The 16,322-nt window shown below is 27.9% G+C and carries 17 protein-coding genes; 5 read left to right on the plus strand and 12 right to left on the minus strand.

Annotated features, from left to right (window positions below; all coding sequences use genetic code 11):
• Positions 1-66: 66 nt before the first annotated feature.
• From AELL_RS01075 to rpsT, 12 genes are all read right to left on the minus strand, one after another.
• Positions 67-1,452, minus strand: coding sequence for a sensor histidine kinase (locus AELL_RS01075; RefSeq protein ID WP_118916169.1), 1,386 nt, complete (start codon positions 1,450-1,452; stop codon positions 67-69).
• Positions 1,446-2,120 carry a response regulator transcription factor gene (locus AELL_RS01080; RefSeq protein WP_118916170.1) on the minus strand — a complete coding sequence of 225 codons (675 nt, stop codon included), beginning with the start codon at positions 2,118-2,120 and terminating at the stop codon, positions 1,446-1,448. The genes AELL_RS01075 and AELL_RS01080 overlap by 7 nt, the downstream gene beginning before the upstream one ends.
• Positions 2,113-2,562, minus strand: a complete 450-nt coding sequence (locus AELL_RS01085; protein WP_118916171.1) for a phosphate-starvation-inducible PsiE family protein — start codon at positions 2,560-2,562, stop codon at positions 2,113-2,115. The genes AELL_RS01080 and AELL_RS01085 overlap by 8 nt, the downstream gene beginning before the upstream one ends.
• Before the next feature lie 21 nt (positions 2,563-2,583).
• Positions 2,584-3,252, minus strand: coding sequence for a phosphate signaling complex PhoU family protein (locus AELL_RS01090; RefSeq protein WP_118916172.1), 669 nt, complete (start codon positions 3,250-3,252; stop codon positions 2,584-2,586).
• On the minus strand, positions 3,252-4,025 hold the full coding sequence (pstB, locus tag AELL_RS01095) for a phosphate ABC transporter ATP-binding protein PstB (RefSeq protein WP_118918592.1): 774 nt from the start codon (positions 4,023-4,025) through the stop codon (positions 3,252-3,254). Before pstB ends, AELL_RS01090 begins: the two co-directional genes overlap by 1 nt.
• 11 nt (positions 4,026-4,036) lie before the next feature.
• Complete coding sequence (gene pstA, locus AELL_RS01100) at positions 4,037-5,224, minus strand: phosphate ABC transporter permease PstA (RefSeq protein ID WP_164967200.1); 1,188 nt, start codon at positions 5,222-5,224, stop codon at positions 4,037-4,039.
• The gene (gene pstC / locus AELL_RS01105; RefSeq protein ID WP_118916173.1) at positions 5,221-6,150 is read right to left on the minus strand and encodes a phosphate ABC transporter permease subunit PstC; all 930 of its coding nucleotides are present in this window, start codon (positions 6,148-6,150) and stop codon (positions 5,221-5,223) included. Before pstC ends, pstA begins: the two co-directional genes overlap by 4 nt.
• A 59-nt stretch (positions 6,151-6,209) precedes the next feature.
• Positions 6,210-7,937, minus strand: coding sequence for a GGDEF domain-containing protein (locus tag AELL_RS01110; RefSeq protein WP_118916174.1), 1,728 nt, complete (start codon positions 7,935-7,937; stop codon positions 6,210-6,212).
• 115 nt (positions 7,938-8,052) lie between these two features.
• Positions 8,053-9,108 carry a substrate-binding domain-containing protein gene (locus AELL_RS01115; RefSeq protein WP_118916175.1) on the minus strand — a complete coding sequence of 352 codons (1,056 nt, stop codon included), beginning with the start codon at positions 9,106-9,108 and terminating at the stop codon, positions 8,053-8,055.
• A gap of 75 nt (positions 9,109-9,183) precedes the next feature.
• A complete protein-coding gene (locus tag AELL_RS01120; RefSeq protein ID WP_118916176.1) occupies positions 9,184-9,372 on the minus strand; it encodes a DUF1653 domain-containing protein in 189 nt (62 codons plus the stop codon).
• Positions 9,373-9,392: 20 nt separating this feature from the next.
• Positions 9,393-10,460, minus strand: coding sequence for a peptide chain release factor 1 (gene prfA / locus AELL_RS01125; RefSeq protein ID WP_118916177.1), 1,068 nt, complete (start codon positions 10,458-10,460; stop codon positions 9,393-9,395).
• Positions 10,461-10,484: 24 nt separating this feature from the next.
• Positions 10,485-10,745 (minus strand): 30S ribosomal protein S20, encoded by a 261-nt coding sequence (gene rpsT, locus AELL_RS01130; RefSeq protein WP_118916178.1) that lies wholly within the window; start codon positions 10,743-10,745, stop codon positions 10,485-10,487.
• A gap of 83 nt (positions 10,746-10,828) precedes the next feature.
• Here rpsT and glmM point away from each other — a divergent pair, with 83 nt between their 5' ends.
• The 5 genes from glmM (at position 10,829) to AELL_RS01155 (ending at position 16,127) form a co-directional block, all read left to right on the plus strand.
• Positions 10,829-12,163 carry a phosphoglucosamine mutase gene (glmM, locus tag AELL_RS01135; protein ID WP_118916179.1) on the plus strand — a complete coding sequence of 445 codons (1,335 nt, stop codon included), beginning with the start codon at positions 10,829-10,831 and terminating at the stop codon, positions 12,161-12,163.
• Positions 12,160-12,627, plus strand: coding sequence for a signal peptidase II (lspA, locus tag AELL_RS01140; RefSeq protein ID WP_118916180.1), 468 nt, complete (start codon positions 12,160-12,162; stop codon positions 12,625-12,627). Before glmM ends, lspA begins: the two co-directional genes overlap by 4 nt.
• A gap of 70 nt (positions 12,628-12,697) precedes the next feature.
• The gene (locus AELL_RS01145; RefSeq protein ID WP_118916181.1) at positions 12,698-13,978 is read left to right on the plus strand and encodes a 3-isopropylmalate dehydratase large subunit; all 1,281 of its coding nucleotides are present in this window, start codon (positions 12,698-12,700) and stop codon (positions 13,976-13,978) included.
• Positions 13,978-14,580, plus strand: coding sequence for a molybdenum cofactor guanylyltransferase MobA (mobA, locus tag AELL_RS01150; RefSeq protein ID WP_118916182.1), 603 nt, complete (start codon positions 13,978-13,980; stop codon positions 14,578-14,580). Before AELL_RS01145 ends, mobA begins: the two co-directional genes overlap by 1 nt.
• An 80-nt stretch (positions 14,581-14,660) precedes the next feature.
• Positions 14,661-16,127: an NAD(P)/FAD-dependent oxidoreductase gene (locus AELL_RS01155; protein ID WP_118916183.1), complete on the plus strand. Its 1,467-nt coding sequence runs from the start codon at positions 14,661-14,663 to the stop codon at positions 16,125-16,127.
• Positions 16,128-16,322 lie beyond the last annotated feature (195 nt).

Raw genomic sequence — 16,322 nt, forward strand, 5'->3', positions numbered from 1 at the left:
CCGCTTTTTTAATGAGGTGCAATAATAGTGTAGTAATGCTTAAAAAATACTTAAATTAAGTAGTTTTTAATATTTTATGCAAAATTGAGAGCCTTTTTTTATTTCAGAAGTGATTTCTAGGGAAAAATGGTGTAAATTAAGTATAGATTGAACAATAAAAAGCCCCAGACCTAAAGAGTTATTCCACCCATTATTTGAAATACGATAAAATTTTTGATTGATATTCTCAAGTTCTTTTTGTTCTATACCAATTCCTTTATCAATAACACAAATTGAATTTTCACCAATATTTACAATCACTTCATGTTCTGAATATTTTAAAGCATTTTCAATTAAATTTGAAATGGCCATAGAAATAAGTGTTTCATCAACTTTTAAATTTATATCTTCACCTTGAAGTATAATTTCTCTATTTTTATATTTATCTTTTAAATCACTAATACAATTTTCAATCAATTTTTTCATAGAACAAGGTATTAAAAGTAATTCTTGTTTTCCCTCTTCAAGTCTTAATGTAAGTCTTAATTTATCAATAATATGTGACATTTTATTTGCATTATTATAAATTTTATTTAAAAATTTGTTTTTCATAATAAGTGGCATTTTTTCATCATTTAAAATACTTTCACTATATCCTGAAATTATTGCTATTGGATTTTTAAACTCATGGGAAATAGCAGAAATTATCTCATCTTTTTGTCTATTTGCAAGTTTAAGTTTTGCTGTTTGTTTTGCTTTTTGTTTCTCTTTTTTTGATAGTTTTACAGCAACTTTATTTAAAAGTTTTGTGATTTTATAAAATTCATAAGTATAGGTAGATTTTAAAGGAAAAGAAGTTTTTTTATTTGTTAATTGTGTTAAAAAATATAAAACATTATCTGTCTCTTTTTTTATTCGTAAACTAATAAAATATGTAGCTAAAAATGCAATAATCAAAAAGAAAGTAATATACATAAAAATTTCAAGAGTCAATTTAGCAAAATTATCCGTGATTTTATTTGTGTAATCTGCCATTCTAACAAAATAAATAGAATCATTTAGTGTGATTTTTTTTGCAATATATAATAAATCTTTTTTTATTGTTTCAGATTTTCTAGTATCTTTTCCTAAACCTACATTTCTTGCTTGAATAATTTCAACTCTATTTGAATGATTTTTTATTTCAGATAAATCTTTATCACTTTCAGCAATAACATTACCTTTTTCATCGATTATTGTAATTCGTAAATTTAATTCTGAATGTAAATCTTTTACAATACTTTTTATATTTTCGATATTGTTAAAATTTTTTAGAAGAATTGATAAGGTATCAATATTTTGGATTAGGTTTTTTTCAATTTGATTTATATAAAGATTTTTAGCCCAAAAATATGTAACCAAAGTAAGAGTTATTAAAATAGCTGCAAATATTGTGATATATGTTCTTAGAAAAAGTTGATGAATTTTTAACAAAAAATATAACCTTCCCCTCTAATTGAACGAATATAATCTTTTGTGCCATCAGGGTCAATTTTGGCTTTTAATCTTTTTATTGCAACATTTACTGTTTTCTCTTTTTTATCAAAAGAGTCTTCCCAAACTTTATTTAATAAATGTTCTCTAGTCATCAAAATATCTTTATTTTTTATAAATTCTAAAAGTAAATCATGCTCAAGATGAGTTAACTCAATCTCTTTTTCATCTATAAAAAACTTTTTGTTAGAAGATTTATAAACAATATCTTTAACTTTTAGTACATCAACTTCTTTTGAACTTCTTTTTATAACAGCTTTTATTCTTGCACATAACTCTTTTAAGTTAAAGGGTTTTGTTATGTAATCATCAGCATGAGAGTCAAAACCTTCGATTATATCTTCATCATTATCTTTTGCTGTTACATAAATAACAGGATTTGAATAACCTTGTTTTTTGATTTCGTTTATAAAAGTTGTTCCTTCAATTCCAGGAAGATTTCTATCCATTAAGATTAAATCGATTTGTTCTTCATCTAAAACTTTTCTTACATTTTTATCAATGCTTAAAAATCCAATAGTTTCATATCCCTCTTTTTGAAGAGTATATTCAAGTAACTCTAAAATATCTTCTTCATCTTCAACAATTAAAATAAGTTTGTTATTCATCTGGTGTTGACTCTCTTGTAGTTACAATTTTTTTGTTTGGTCTGTCATCTTCATATTCAATAACAGTATCTTTTGAGATTTTTATAATTCCTGGAGAAAATTTAATAGCAAGAATTCTAAACATAAAAAATACAAAAATTACAAATAATAAAAAAGTAATATCAAAGTAATCTCTATTTTTGTTTGTCGATAAGATAATCACATCTCGTATTAGAAAAATGATAAAAATATCTATGATATATCTAAGTCGTAAAGTCTCTTTTTTGATAAAATCAGAAACCATTTTTACAACTTCCATAATCACGATAAACTCTAACATAAGAATAATTGCTTTGTAAAATTCTTTACCAGAAGCTACTATTCCTATGAAAATTATTGTTGCAGCAAGAACTTCAAAGTTCGTGCTAAAATACTCTTTTATCTTATTGATTGCTTTTTTCATTTAAAAAGTATATCATAAAAATTATGATTGTACTATATCTCCTCCAACCTGAGCAAATTGAAGTAAATTAGCAATAGATACAGCTCTATCAGCGATTTTTTCTAATCTTCTTAATGCACTTAATGTATCAAAATACTCTTTTGATAAATCAAGATTTTTAGAGATTAGTTTTAAAATGTTTTTTTCAATCATTAAATATAAATCATCAGTTTTACTCTCTTCAACAATAACTCTATGATATTTTTCTTCAATATGAGCAGTATTTGTTTCATCAATTATTGAAATTGAAGTTCTTAAAGATAATAGTGCTGATTTTAATAAAGGAACAGCATACTCTAAAATCATAGGAGTGTTTAAATCCTCAGAATATGATTTTTTGAACATTTTTGCAAAATCTTTTGCATTTGCTCCTGTTCTTACAAGTTCATTTGTAATTTTTAAAAATGAAACAAGTTGTCTTAAATCTTTTGCTTCTGGTGAATATAAAGCCAAAGTTGTAACTATAATGTTGTCAATCTCATTTGATTTAATTAGAAGTTTTTTTTCTGTAATTTCTACATTTTTTAAATCTTCAATTTTTTTCTCTTCTAAAGCTTTTAAACATATTTCTAAAGCTTCAACAACATCAACACCAATTTTTAAAATCTCTTCTTTTATATTTTTTAATTTTGTTTCATAAGGCTTTAACATTATCCAAATCTCCCTGTAATATAATCTTCTGTTTTTTTATTGTGTGGATTTACAAAAATAGTTTCTGTTTCATCATATTCTATTAGTTTTCCTAAGTGGAAAAAGGCTGTATAGTCAGCTACCCTTGCTGCTTGTTGCATATTATGAGTTACAGTTATGATTGTATAATCTTGTTTTAATTCAAGCATTAAAGCTTCAATTTTTTCTGTACTAATAGGGTCAAGTGCAGATGTCGGTTCATCCATTAATATAACTTCAGGTCTAACTGCAATTGTTCTAGCGATACAAAGTCTTTGTTGTTGACCTCCACTAAGTGAAGTTCCTGGTTGAGTTAATTTATCTTTTACTTCATTCCAAAGTCCAGATTTTATTAAAGAAGTTTCAACTAACTCATCACACTCTTTACCTTTTTTTACAATCCCATGTTTTAATGGAGCGTAAGCTACATTGTCATAAATTGATTTTGGAAAAGGATTTGGTTGTTGGAAAACCATTCCAATTTTTTTTCTAACGCTTACTTCATCAACATCTTTATCATAGATGTTTTTATTATCAATAATTATTGAACCATCTATTTTAACAACAGGAATTAAGTCATTCATTCTATTTATACATCTTAGAAATGTAGATTTTCCACAACCTGATGGTCCAATTAAAGCTGTAATTTTATTTTCATATAAATTTGCAGTAATATCATATAAAGCTTGATTTGAACCATAAAAAAGGTTTAGGTTTCTTACATCAATTTTGCTTTTGTTTTCGTTTGTTATCATAAATTTTCCTTTTACCATTTCACTTCTAATTTTTTTCTAAGATAAATTGCTATTGCATTTAATGAAATTAAGATAGTTAATAAAACCATAATTCCAGCTGCTGTTTTTTCTATATACATACCTTCTGGCATTCCAGCCCAAGTAAATAATTGTGCTGGCATTACTGTTGCTGCTTGAGTTACCATACTTGGAGCATCAGGAATAAATGCAATCATTCCAATAATAATTAACGGAGCAGTCTCTCCCATAGCTTGTGCTAAACCAATAATAGAACCAGTTAAAACTCCTGGAAATGCTAAAGGTAAAACATGGTCACGTGTAACTTGAATTTTATTTAATCCTAATCCATAACCAGCTTGTCTTATACTATCTGGAACTGCTCTTAGAGCTGCACGTGAGCTTACAATAATAATTGGTAAAGTCATAAGTGCAAGAGTTAAACCTCCAACAAGTGGTGAACTTCTTGGTAATCCAAAAAGATTAATAAAAATTGCAAGACCTAAAAGACCAAATAATATTGAAGGAATAGCTGCAAGATTATTGATATTTATTTCAATAAATCTTGTAAATTTATTATCACCTGCAAACTCTTCAAGATAAATTGCTGTCATAACTCCAATAGGGAATGCAACAAGCATAGTAATAATCAAAGTTAAAACTGAACCAATTACAGCTGAATAAAGTCCTGCGTATTCAGGAATTTTTGAATCTCCATTTGTAAAGAAAATTGCATTAAATTTTTTCTCAATTAAACCTTGTGCATATAATTCATCAACAAGCATAATCTCTTTATCTTTTAATTTATGATTATGACCTTTTAAATATTGGTCAACTTGGTCATCCGCTAAAACCCATAGGTTTTGAGTTGTATTTTCATATTGAGGATTGTTTTTTAATAATAGTGGTAAATCTCTTAACCAAGCTCTTGAAACAATATCTCTATACTCTTTTTTTACAGCAAATCTTGAGTCATTTATTGATTTTTCATTAAAAATCACATCAGTTTTTATATAAGCAACTTTAAATGCAGGCACACCTTTTCCTACAATATCAAAAAGGAAAAAAGCTAAAAATGCAATTGAAAAGATTAATGAAGTTAAAGTAAACTTTTTAAATCTAGCTGCACTTGTATGTCTTTTTTTTAGTGTTGGGTCATAAAATGGATTGTGTTGTTTGTTTTTATTTTTTCGTTTTATCATAATGTATTCACTTTATATTTTTCTTTAAATTTTCTTATTAGTGATAATGAAATCATATTTAAAATTAGAGTTACTACAAATAGCACTAAACCTAAAGCAAAAGCTGATAGTGTTTCAGGAGAGTTAAATTCAAAATCTCCAACTAAAGCATTTACGATTGTTACTGTTACTGTTGTCATATCTTCAAGTGGATTCCAAGAAAGATTTGGTCTTAAACCTGCTGCCATAACAACAATCATTGTTTCACCTAATGCTTTTGATAAAGCAAGAAGTGATGCAGAGATAATTCCTGGCATTGCAGATGGTAAAACAATATTTTTGATTGTTTCTCCATGAGTCATTCCAAGACCAAAAGCAGCTTTTCTCTGACTATCTGGAACAGCTCTTATAACGTCATCAGAAAGTGAAGAGATAACAGGAATAATCATAATTCCCATTACAATACCAGAAGCTAATGCACTATTAAATGTAGCTTCTAAACCAACAAATTCAGCAATTTTTACAACTAAAGGTGCAACTGTAATTGCAGCAAAGAAGCCGTAAACAACTGTTGGAATACCTGCTAAAACTTCAAGCATTGGTTTTAAATAATCTCTTAATTTAGGACTTGCATATTCACTCATATAAATTGCGCTTCCAAGACCAATTGGTATTGCAACACCAAGTGCAATAATTGTTATTACAAATGTTCCTGTAAATATTGGAAGAGCTCCAAATTGGCTTCCTACAACACCTGGACTCCAAACTGTTCCTGTTATAAAATACCAAAAGCTTCGAAGTTTAAAGAATTCAATTGCTTCGAAAAGAATTGAAAATAAAATACCAAAAGTAGTTAAAATTGATATTGCAGCAGCGCAAATAAGTGCAATTTTAATTAGTTTTTCATTTAATTCTCTTTGTTTTTTTCTTGATTCAAAAGTGCTCAATACTTTTGCCTTTATATTAAATTTAGGTGAAATTCTAAGTAAAATCGGTTACAGTATGGTTACAATACGCTAGAAATAGGCTCTTTAGAACCTTTAGATGCTTTTTTTAGAATATTTAAAGTGTTATCAAAATTAGAGATATTTGACTTAGAATTTATTTCTATAATTGCAGATGATACAGATAATAAATCAAATCTTCTTTCCATATTAAATCTATCTTTAGCAACAATAAAACCATTTTCTTTATCTTTTTTTGTGTAGATGTTTTTTGCACTATTACTAAACTCTTCTTGGACAGTTGCAGTTAGATGATAAACTTCTTTATAATCATAATTTTTAAGTCCAACAAAAAAATCATCTCCCCCAATATGGGCAATAAAGGCATCTTTAGGATAACGTTTTTGTAACAGTTCTGAAAAAATCAAAATTGCTCTATCCCCTTGTCTAAAACCATAAATATCATTAAATGGTTTAAAATCATTAAAATCAAAATATATTATGTGCGTAATTGTTTTTTGATTTTTTCTTAATGTTTTATCAATAAATTTCTCTATTTGATTATTTCCAGGAAGTTTAGTTAATGGATTTTGGTTTGTTGCAATTTCAATATTTCTTTTATATGACAAAGTTAATAAAGAGTTTAAGTTAATAAAACCTTTGTATTTTCCTGATTGTGTAATAAATATACCTAAAGAATTTTTTGAATTTAGATTATAGGTTTCTAATATTTTATCAATTCCCCAAGATATCTCTACATTTAAAGCAGGTTTGATATATTTAACTAAAGTTGATGAAAAAGTTTTATTTTGAGCTAAAGACAATCCATATTGAGAATAAGATATTTTTTTAATATCTGTTTCATAAATTATTCCTAAAAAATTCTCAAATTCATCAATTATTGGAACAAAATTGTTTTTTGTATCCTCTTTAAAATGAACAAATAAATCATATAAAGATGTATTAATATGTAAAGGAGAAATCTCTTCTATAAACTCTTCATCTATAAAAGAGTTACTTACTCTTTTATCTTCATTTATAAGAGTAATTATGTTTAAGTAGTTGCTTGTAATATCTTTATGATTTGTAGTTGGTTTTTGAACTAAATATCCTTGTATAAAATCTGCACCAATATCTTTACAAGTGTAAAACTCTTTTTCTGTTTCAATACCTTCAGCAACAACTAACATTCCCATAATATGAGCCATTTCAATAATTGATGAACAAAATAGTTTCTTTTTTGAGTCTTGGTCTATATTTGTTAGAAAGAATCTATCAAGTTTTATGATTTTTGCTTCACTAAAATATAAAAGTTTAAGTCCAGATACACCAATTCCAAAATCATCAATTGCAATAGAATAACCGCTATCTCTATATTTTTGAATCATTGTTGATAAAGCATTTTGTTCAATAGCTGTACCTTTTTCACTAAGTTCAAAACAGACTCTATCTTTTGTTAGATTATATTTTTTTAAGATTTTTGCAGTATTACCTTGTGAATATTTTTTATTGTAAATTATTCTATTGTCAAGATTGTAAAAAAGTTTCAAATTATCAATATTAATTTGTGAAAATTTACTAATTGCTTTTTCTCTTAATTGTAAATCCAATTCATATAAATAATCATCATTAAATGCTAAATTAAATAAATCATCAATTGAATTAAGTCCAGGAACTTGTTGTACATTTCTTAAAAGAGCCTCTACGGCATAAATTTTACCACTATGAGAATAAATGATAGGCTGAAAAGCATAATCAAGTTTATTTATAATTTCAGTCCAATTTGGCATAGGTATCCTAAGTAAAATTTCATTACAAAGTTTTTACCTCTTTGTTCGCGTTAACAGGTAAAAACTTTATAATGAAATCTAAGTATTAAAAAGGAAGAAAACTCTTCCCTTTTATTTAGTGTTTTAATTGCTCAGCAGTTAATTTTTCACTATTCATAACTTTTGTTCTAGCAGCTGCTCTTACATCATCAGTTAATGTTACAAGACCAAGTTCAGTTAAGATACCATCAGTCCCAATCATTTTTTCAGACATAAATAAGTTTGTATACTCTTTTAAAGCAGGAACTTCAGATGCGTGTTGATTTTTGATATAAAAATACATTGATCTAGCAACTGGATATTTTCCAGATGAAATAGTTTCAGCAGTTGGAGCAATATTATCAACAGTAATTCCAACAACTTTATCTTTATTTTCTTCTAAGAATGAGTAACCAAAGATTCCTAAAGCTGCATCATTTTTAGTTAATTTTTGAACGATTAAGTTGTCATTTTCACCAGATTCTACATAAGCACCATCAGTTCTGATAACTGAATAAGCTTTATATTTTTTGTTTGCTTTTTCATCAGCTTTAAATAAATCTGTATAAACAGGCATTTTTTCGAATACATGTTGCATTACTAATTCTTCAAAAGAATCTCTTGTTCCTGAAGATTTTGGTGGTCCATAAACAACAATTTCTCTATCTGGTAAAGTTGCATCAATATCAGACCATTTTTTATATGGATTTTTAACTAATGATTTTCCATCTTTTGAAGGTACTTCTTCAGCAACTGCTAAAGCTAATTGTTCTTTTGTTACATTGAATGATTTAACACTTGCAGATTGAGCAATAGCGATACCATCAAATCCAATTAATGCTTCAGTAATATCTGTTACACCATTTTCTTCACACATTTTGAATTCTTTATCTTTCATTCTTCTTGATGCGTTTGTAATATCTGGAGTATTTAAGTCAACACCAGCACAAAATAATTTCATACCTCCACCAGTACCAGTTGATTCAACAACAGGAGTAGGGAATTTTGTAGTTGCTCCAAACTCTTCAGCTACAGATGATGAAAAAGGATATACAGTAGAAGAACCAACAATTTTAATTTGGTCTCTTGCACTTAAAGTAGTTGCTAATAAAGCACTTGCAATTAAAGCCATAGATGTTTTTTTGAAAGTCATTTTTATCTCCGATAATTTTTTTTACCGTGAAAGTTTAATGATAGTTGGTTACATTTTGGTTACTATAAACAATAGTTAGTTTTGTTGTTTGATAAATTTTTCTTCAAATTCTTGGTAAGTTCTTACGAAAAGTTCTTCGTTATCTTCGGGTTTATAAATCACTGCTTTTACCCAAATTTCATTTTCTTGTATTTTGCAAAAATCTAAAGGAATATAAGATTTTTTATTTTTGTAGTGGATATAAGTTTTGTTTAGTTCAATCATAGATAAAAAAAGCTAATGGATTATAATCCATTAGCTTCGATGAGTTTAGATTGATGATCAGCAATAAGAGGATCAATTACTTCATCAAATAAACCATCATTCATGATGTAATCAAGTCTATAAAGAGTCAAGTTAATTCTATGATCACTGATTCTGTTTTGTGGATAATTATAAGTTCTGATTCTTCCACTTCTATCACCAGTTCCTACTTGCTCTTTTCTTGTAGCACCTTCTGCTTCCATTTTCTTTTGCATCTCAATTTCATAAAGTTTAGCTTTTAAAACTTTCATAGCTCTATCTTTATTTTTATGTTGAGATTTTTGGTCTTGATTAGTTACTACAATTCCAGATGGAATATGAGTGATTCTAACAGCCGAGTCTGTAGTATTTACAGATTGACCACCATTTCCACTGGCTCTCATAACATCAATTTTTAAATCATTAGGATCAATTTCAACTTCAACATCATCAACTTCAGGCATAACTGCAACTGTAATTGCCGATGTATGAACTCTTCCTTGTGATTCAGTTGCAGGAACTCTTTGAACTCTATGTGTACCACCTTCAAATTTTAATTTTGAATAAACATGGTCACCTTTTACTAGAATTACAATTTCCTTGTATCCACCTGATTCACTCTCGCTTGAGCTCATTATTTCAACTTTCCAACCATTGTTTTCTGCATATCTTAAATAACCTCTAAATAGGTCACCTACAAATATCGCAGCTTCATCCCCACCTGTACCAGCTCTTAATTCCAAATAGATGTTTTTATCATCATTTGGATCTTTTGGAATCATTAAAAACTTAATCTCATCTTCAAGTATAGGTTTTCTTTGTTCCAATTCTTTAAGTTCTTCTTTTGCTAAATCTCCAAGTTCTGGATCATCTAACATAAGTTTATTTTCGTCAATATCGTCAAGAACTTTTATATACTCTTTTGCTTTATTAACTATAGGTTGGATGCTTGACTGTTCTTTTGAAAGTTCAGTCATTCTTTTTATATCATTTGTAATATCAGGAGCCATCAATAAATTATTGATTTCTTCATGCCTATTAATAAATGGTTGTAGTCTGTTTTTTAACATATATATTTTTTAAATTATTTCAAATTATATAGCGTTAACTTTTACTTGTAATCTACCAACTCTTCTTGCAGCTGTACCTTTTTTTAGAATACCTTTAGAAACGCAGTGGTGTAAGTATTTGTTTGCTGCTTTCATAGCTTCAACGGCTTTTTCTTTATCAGCACCTTCAATTGCTGCTAATACATTTTTTGTTACATTTTTAATTCTAGTTTTGTAGAATCTATTTCTTTCAGTTTTGATTTTCGTTTGTCTAGCTCTTTTTTCGCAAGATTTGTGATTTGCCATTTTTTTTAACCTCTTTGTAAAAATTTTAAGGGTAGAATATTACCTAAAGTAACTTAAAAAAAGTTTAATTTTAGGAAGGTTTAATGAAACTATTCGGAACTGACGGTGTTAGAGGGAAAGCTGGCGATTTTCTAGATGCAATTACAGTATTAAAATTGGCAAAGGCTGCAGGTATCTATTTTAGAAAACATTCTACAACAAAAAAAATACTTGTAGGAAAAGATACAAGAAGAAGTGGTTATATGATTGAAAATGCACTTGTAAGTGGATTAACTGCTGTTGGTTATGATGTAATTCAAATTGGACCAATGCCAACACCTGCAATTGCATATTTAACTGAAAGTATGAGATGTGATGCTGGAATTATGATAAGTGCATCTCACAATCCTTTTGAAGATAATGGTATTAAATTTTTTGATAATCATGGTGATAAATTAAGTGTTGCAGCTGAAGAAGAGATAGAAAAAATATTTAGCGATGTTGAGTTAATGACAAATGAACAAGTAACAGGTAAAGAAATTGGTTCATCAAAAAGAATTGATGATGTTATTGGAAGATATATTGTTTCAATTAAAAGTTCTTTTCCTAAAGATTTAACTCTAAAAGGTCTTAGAATTGTTCTTGATTGTGCAAATGGAGCAGCTTATAAAGTTGGACCTACGATTTTAGAAGAGTTAGGTGCTGATGTAATAACAATTAATAATAAACCAAATGGATTTAATATAAATGATAATTGTGGTGCAATGCATCCTGAAACAGTTGCAAAATTAGTAAAAGAGTATAGAGCTGACATTGGACTTGCACTTGATGGAGATGCTGATAGATTAGTAGTTGTTGATGAAAATGGTGAAATAGTTGATGGTGATAAATTAATAGGTGCACTTTGTGTTTATCTAAAAAATGAAGATTTATTAGAAGGTAATGGTTGTGTTGCAACTGTTATGTCAAATAAAGCTTTAGAAGATTATTTAAGTAATCACAAAATAAAACTATTTAGATCTAATGTTGGAGATAAATATGTTTTAGAAGTAATGAAAGAAAAAAATATAAACTTTGGTGGTGAACAAAGTGGACATATTATTTTTTCTGATGTTGCAAAAACAGGAGATGGACTAGCATCAGCTTTACAAGTTTTAGCCTTGATTATTAAATCAGGAAAAAAAGCAAGTGAAGTTTTAAATCCTTTTGAATTATATCCTCAAATTTTACACAATATGAAAGTTAGTGAAAAAATACCATTAAATGAAATTAAAGGTTTAGATGAACTTTTAAAACCTTTAAGAGATAAAGGTTTAAGAGATTTGATTAGATACTCTGGAACTGAAAATAAAATTAGACTTCTTTTAGAAGGTAAAAATAAAAAAGATGTTGAAGATGGAATACAAACTTTAATATCATTTTTTAAAAAAGCATTATGAAAAAAGAGTTAAAAATTGCAGCAACTATATTTGTAGTTGTATTTATAATAGACCAAGTTGTTAAATATGGTTTTGCAAATTTAGGTTGGGATGTTGATGGTCCATATATGTCTTTAAAATTGGCATATAATTATGGAGTGGCATTTTCTATGTTCTCTTTTTTAGAACATTATTTAAAATATATTCAATTGGTAATAGTTTTAATTGCAACTATTTATTTATTTATGAACAAAACGGTTTTTAAAGAGTATTATTTACCAATAGCACTACTTTTTGCAGGTGGATTATCAAATATACTTGATAGGTTTACCTATGGTGGAGTAGTTGATTATTTTTATTGGCATTATGGATTTGAATTTGCAATTTTTAATTTTGCAGATGTAATGATTGATTTAGGTGTAGTGATAATAATTTATAAACAAATTAAACAATCAAGAGAAGAAAAGAAGAAAAATGGGATTTAATACTAGATTTGTAGCTTAAAATAAATTTAGATATAATCCAACAAATTTTAGAAAATAGCAGGAATATTTTATGGGTCAAACGATAACAGAAAAAATTTTTAGTGAACACGTAGGTAAAAAAGTTTATGCAGGAGAAATCGTAAGAAGTCCAATTGATATGGTAATTGGAAATGATATTACAACTCCTATTTCAATTAGAGCTTTTGAAGATGGTGGTTTTGAAAAACTTGCTAATCCAGATGGTTTTGCAATTGTTTTAGACCACTTTATCCCAGCAAAAGATATAGCAAGTGCAAATCAAGCAAAAATCTCAAGAGATTTTGCAATGAAACACAACTTAAAGAATTTCTTTGATGAAAAAGATATGGGAATTGAACATGCACTTTTACCTGAAAAAGGTTTAGTAATTCCAGGTGATGTAATTATTGGTGCAGATTCACATACATGTACTCATGGTGCTTTAGGAGCATTTTCAACAGGTATGGGAAGTACTGATATTTCTTTTGGAATGATTACAGGTGGTAACTGGTTTAAAGTTCCTGAATCAATCAAAGTAGTGTTCAAAGGAAAACCAGCACCATTTGTAACTGGTAAAGATTTAATTTTAGAAATTATTAGAATTTTAGGTGTTGATGGAGCTTTATACAAAGCTTTAGAATTCACTGGTGATACAATTCAATATTTATCAATGGATGATAGATTCTCTTTATGTAACATGGCTATTGAAGCAGGTGCTAAAAATGGTATTGTTGCTTATGATGAAATAACAAAAGAGTTTTTAGATAAAGTAAGTGCTGCTAATGGTGGATTAAGAGCTGAGCCAAAAATTCATTATAGTGATGAAGATGCAAACTATTGTCAAGTAATTGAAATAGATGTTGCTAAATTAGAACCAGTAATTGCATATCCATTTTTACCATCAAATGGTCACTCAGTTTCTCAAGCTGTAAGTGATAATATAAGAGTTGACCAAGTATTTATAGGTTCATGTACAAATGGAAGATTAAGTGACTTTAAAATGGCTGCTGAAATTTTAGCAGGTAAAAAAGTTGCACGTCACGTAAGACTTATCTTAACTCCTGGAACTCAAAAAATTCTTAGAGAAGCAACAAAATTAGGTTACATTGATACTTTAGTTGATGCTGGTGCAGTTGTATCAAATCCTACATGTGGAGCATGTTTAGGTGGTTATATGGGAATTTTAGGGGATGGAGAAGTTTGTATTTCTACAACTAATAGAAACTTTGTTGGAAGAATGGGAAGTAGAAGTTCAAAAATCTATTTAGCAAATAGTGCTGTTGCAGCAGCATCTGCAATTTCTGGATATATTACAGACCCAAGAAGTTTATAATGAATATATTTCCATTTGAAATACCTTGTGTAATTTTAAGTGGAGGTAAAAGCTCACGAATGGGAGAAGATAAATCTCTTCTTCCATTTCTTAATAATGATTCAATAATAAAATATCAATACCAAAGATTAAAACCTTATTTTAAAGATATTTATATCTCTTCTAAAACTAATAAATTTGATTTTATTGATGAAAAAAGTCTTATTTTAGATGAAAATAAAGATATTTATTCTCCTATCCTTGCATTAAATACAATTTTTAAAAAATTAAATAATCAAAAAGTTTTTATAATAACAGTTGATACTCCTTTTGTAACAACAGAATCAATAAAAAAAATTATTGATGAATCAGCTGATGTTGATATTTGTATTGCGCAAACTGAAAAAACTCATAATTTATGTGGAGTTTTTTCTTCAAATATAAATTCAACAATTAAAACAATGATTGAAACAGATATTCACAAAATATTCTATCTAATTAAAAATAATAAGCATAAAATTATAACTTTTACTAATAATAATGAGTTTATGAATATAAATAATAAAAATGAATATAACGATGCATTGGTGTATATAAGTAATATTTATAATACTTATAAATAAGAATCTGCAATTTATAAGTATCTTATTATTTCTTTTTTGTTATCCTAGTAATATATTTTTTTATAAAAAAAGGAAACAAAATGGCTAAAAATGAACTTGAAGAAGCATTAGAGCTAGTCGATTCAGAAATTAAAAAAGCAGGAATTTCAAGAAGGGATGCTTTTAAATTAGCAGGACTTGGAAGTGCTGCTTTTTTAATGGGTGGAAGTGAAGCAGAAGCTAATACAGAAGCAAAAGCTAGTGAAGCAACTGGGAAAATTGTTATTGTTGGTGGAGGATTAGCAGGTATTTCAACTGCAGCAAGATTAGTAAATACTTTATCAAATCCTGATATCACAATTATTGAACCAAACCCAAAATCAGTTGCTTATCAACCAGGAACTACTTTAATCGCTTCTGGTGTTTATAAAAGAGAAGATGTTGATTACGATACAAAAGATTTCTTACCAAAAGGTGTAACTTTATTAAAAGATAGAGCTGTAGATTTTAATCCTGAAGCAAATAAAATTGAATTAGAATCAGGTGAAACATTGACATATGACTTTTTAATTGTTGCAGCTGGATTAGCATTAGATTATGGTGCTATTAAAGGATTTGAAGAAATAGGTGATGCATATAGTGCAGGTGATGCTTCAAAAATTTTAAAAGTATTTGGAGATACAGGAATTACATCTGTTTATAATATAGATTCTGCTGTTGCTATGTGGGAACAAATGCAAAAATTTATACAAAAAGCTAAAGATGGACAAAAAGTAAAAGGTGTATTTACAGACCCAAATACTGCAATAAAATGTGGTGGAGCACCTAAAAAAGTTATGTATTTAACAAATGCTAGATTAAATGAAGCAAAAGCTAGAGCAAATGCTGAATTAACTTTTTATGCAGATAGTGGAAAATTATTTGGTGTAAAAGAGTATGCTGATGCAATTGAAAAACAATTTATTGCAAGAGATATGAAATGGAATTTTAACCACAATTTAGTTGGTGTAGATATTTCTAAAAAAATTGCTATATTTGACAAACATTGGCAAGAAAAAGGTGCATATGATAAAGATTTAGAAGAGTATGAAATGGTAACTAAACACCAAAATGTAGAAGTACCATTTGATTTCTTACATGTAACTCCTCCACAAAAAGCTCCTGATGAAATTGGAAAATCTGCAATTGGTTCAGCAAAAGGTTGGGTACCAGTTGATAAAGAAACATTACAACACGTAAAATATAAAAATATCTTCTCATTAGGTGATATTGCAGCTGTTCCTATGGGAAAAACAGGTGGAACAGTTAGAAAACAATATAAAGTTTTAGTTGACAATTTAGTTTCTGTTATGGAAGGTAAAGAACCAACAGCAAAATTTGCTGGATATACAGTTTGTCCATTAATTACTGATATTGGAAAAGTTATGCTTGCAGAATTTGATTGGACAGCAAAACCAACTCCATCATTCCCTCTTGACCCAACTCAAGAAAGATATATTTGGTGGTTATTAAAAGTTTATTTATTAAAACCAATGACTCAATATGGTATGTTAAGCGGAAAAGCGTAAGGTTAATTTTTGAAAAAAGAGTTAACAATTTTTTTAATCATTCTTATAGTTTTAACTATAGGAATGCATTATAAAGAGTTTCTAAATCATCCATTGGAACAGATAACTAATTTACCAAATTCAGGAGCTTATGGTTTAGGAGTTTTTCATCCTTTAATATTCTCATTTGTTATTTATATTATAATTTTATTGCCT

This window comes from Arcobacter ellisii, from assembly GCF_003544915.1.
Classification (GTDB): Bacteria; Campylobacterota; Campylobacteria; order Campylobacterales; family Arcobacteraceae; genus Aliarcobacter; species Aliarcobacter ellisii.

What these genes read in the sequence shown, in the direction of transcription:
- glmM (WP_118916179.1), top strand. Translation starts at nt 10,829, where the DNA reads ATGAAACTATTCGGAACTGACGGTGTTAGAGGGAAAGCTGGCGATTTT.
- AELL_RS01115 (WP_118916175.1), bottom strand. Translation starts at nt 9,108, where the DNA reads ATGACTTTCAAAAAAACATCTATGGCTTTAATTGCAAGTGCTTTATTA.
- mobA (WP_118916182.1), top strand. Translation starts at nt 13,978, where the DNA reads ATGAATATATTTCCATTTGAAATACCTTGTGTAATTTTAAGTGGAGGT.
- AELL_RS01110 (WP_118916174.1), bottom strand. Translation starts at nt 7,937, where the DNA reads ATGCCAAATTGGACTGAAATTATAAATAAACTTGATTATGCTTTTCAG.
- AELL_RS01090 (WP_118916172.1), bottom strand. Translation starts at nt 3,252, where the DNA reads ATGTTAAAGCCTTATGAAACAAAATTAAAAAATATAAAAGAAGAGATT.
- prfA (WP_118916177.1), bottom strand. Translation starts at nt 10,460, where the DNA reads ATGTTAAAAAACAGACTACAACCATTTATTAATAGGCATGAAGAAATC.
- AELL_RS01085 (WP_118916171.1), bottom strand. Translation starts at nt 2,562, where the DNA reads ATGAAAAAAGCAATCAATAAGATAAAAGAGTATTTTAGCACGAACTTT.
- AELL_RS01145 (WP_118916181.1), top strand. Translation starts at nt 12,698, where the DNA reads ATGGGTCAAACGATAACAGAAAAAATTTTTAGTGAACACGTAGGTAAA.
- AELL_RS01120 (WP_118916176.1), bottom strand. Translation starts at nt 9,372, where the DNA reads ATGATTGAACTAAACAAAACTTATATCCACTACAAAAATAAAAAATCT.
- rpsT (WP_118916178.1), bottom strand. Translation starts at nt 10,745, where the DNA reads ATGGCAAATCACAAATCTTGCGAAAAAAGAGCTAGACAAACGAAAATC.
- pstB (WP_118918592.1), bottom strand. Translation starts at nt 4,025, where the DNA reads ATGATAACAAACGAAAACAAAAGCAAAATTGATGTAAGAAACCTAAAC.
- AELL_RS01155 (WP_118916183.1), top strand. Translation starts at nt 14,661, where the DNA reads ATGGCTAAAAATGAACTTGAAGAAGCATTAGAGCTAGTCGATTCAGAA.
- AELL_RS01080 (WP_118916170.1), bottom strand. Translation starts at nt 2,120, where the DNA reads ATGAATAACAAACTTATTTTAATTGTTGAAGATGAAGAAGATATTTTA.
- pstA (WP_164967200.1), bottom strand. Translation starts at nt 5,224, where the DNA reads ATGATAAAACGAAAAAATAAAAACAAACAACACAATCCATTTTATGAC.
- lspA (WP_118916180.1), top strand. Translation starts at nt 12,160, where the DNA reads ATGAAAAAAGAGTTAAAAATTGCAGCAACTATATTTGTAGTTGTATTT.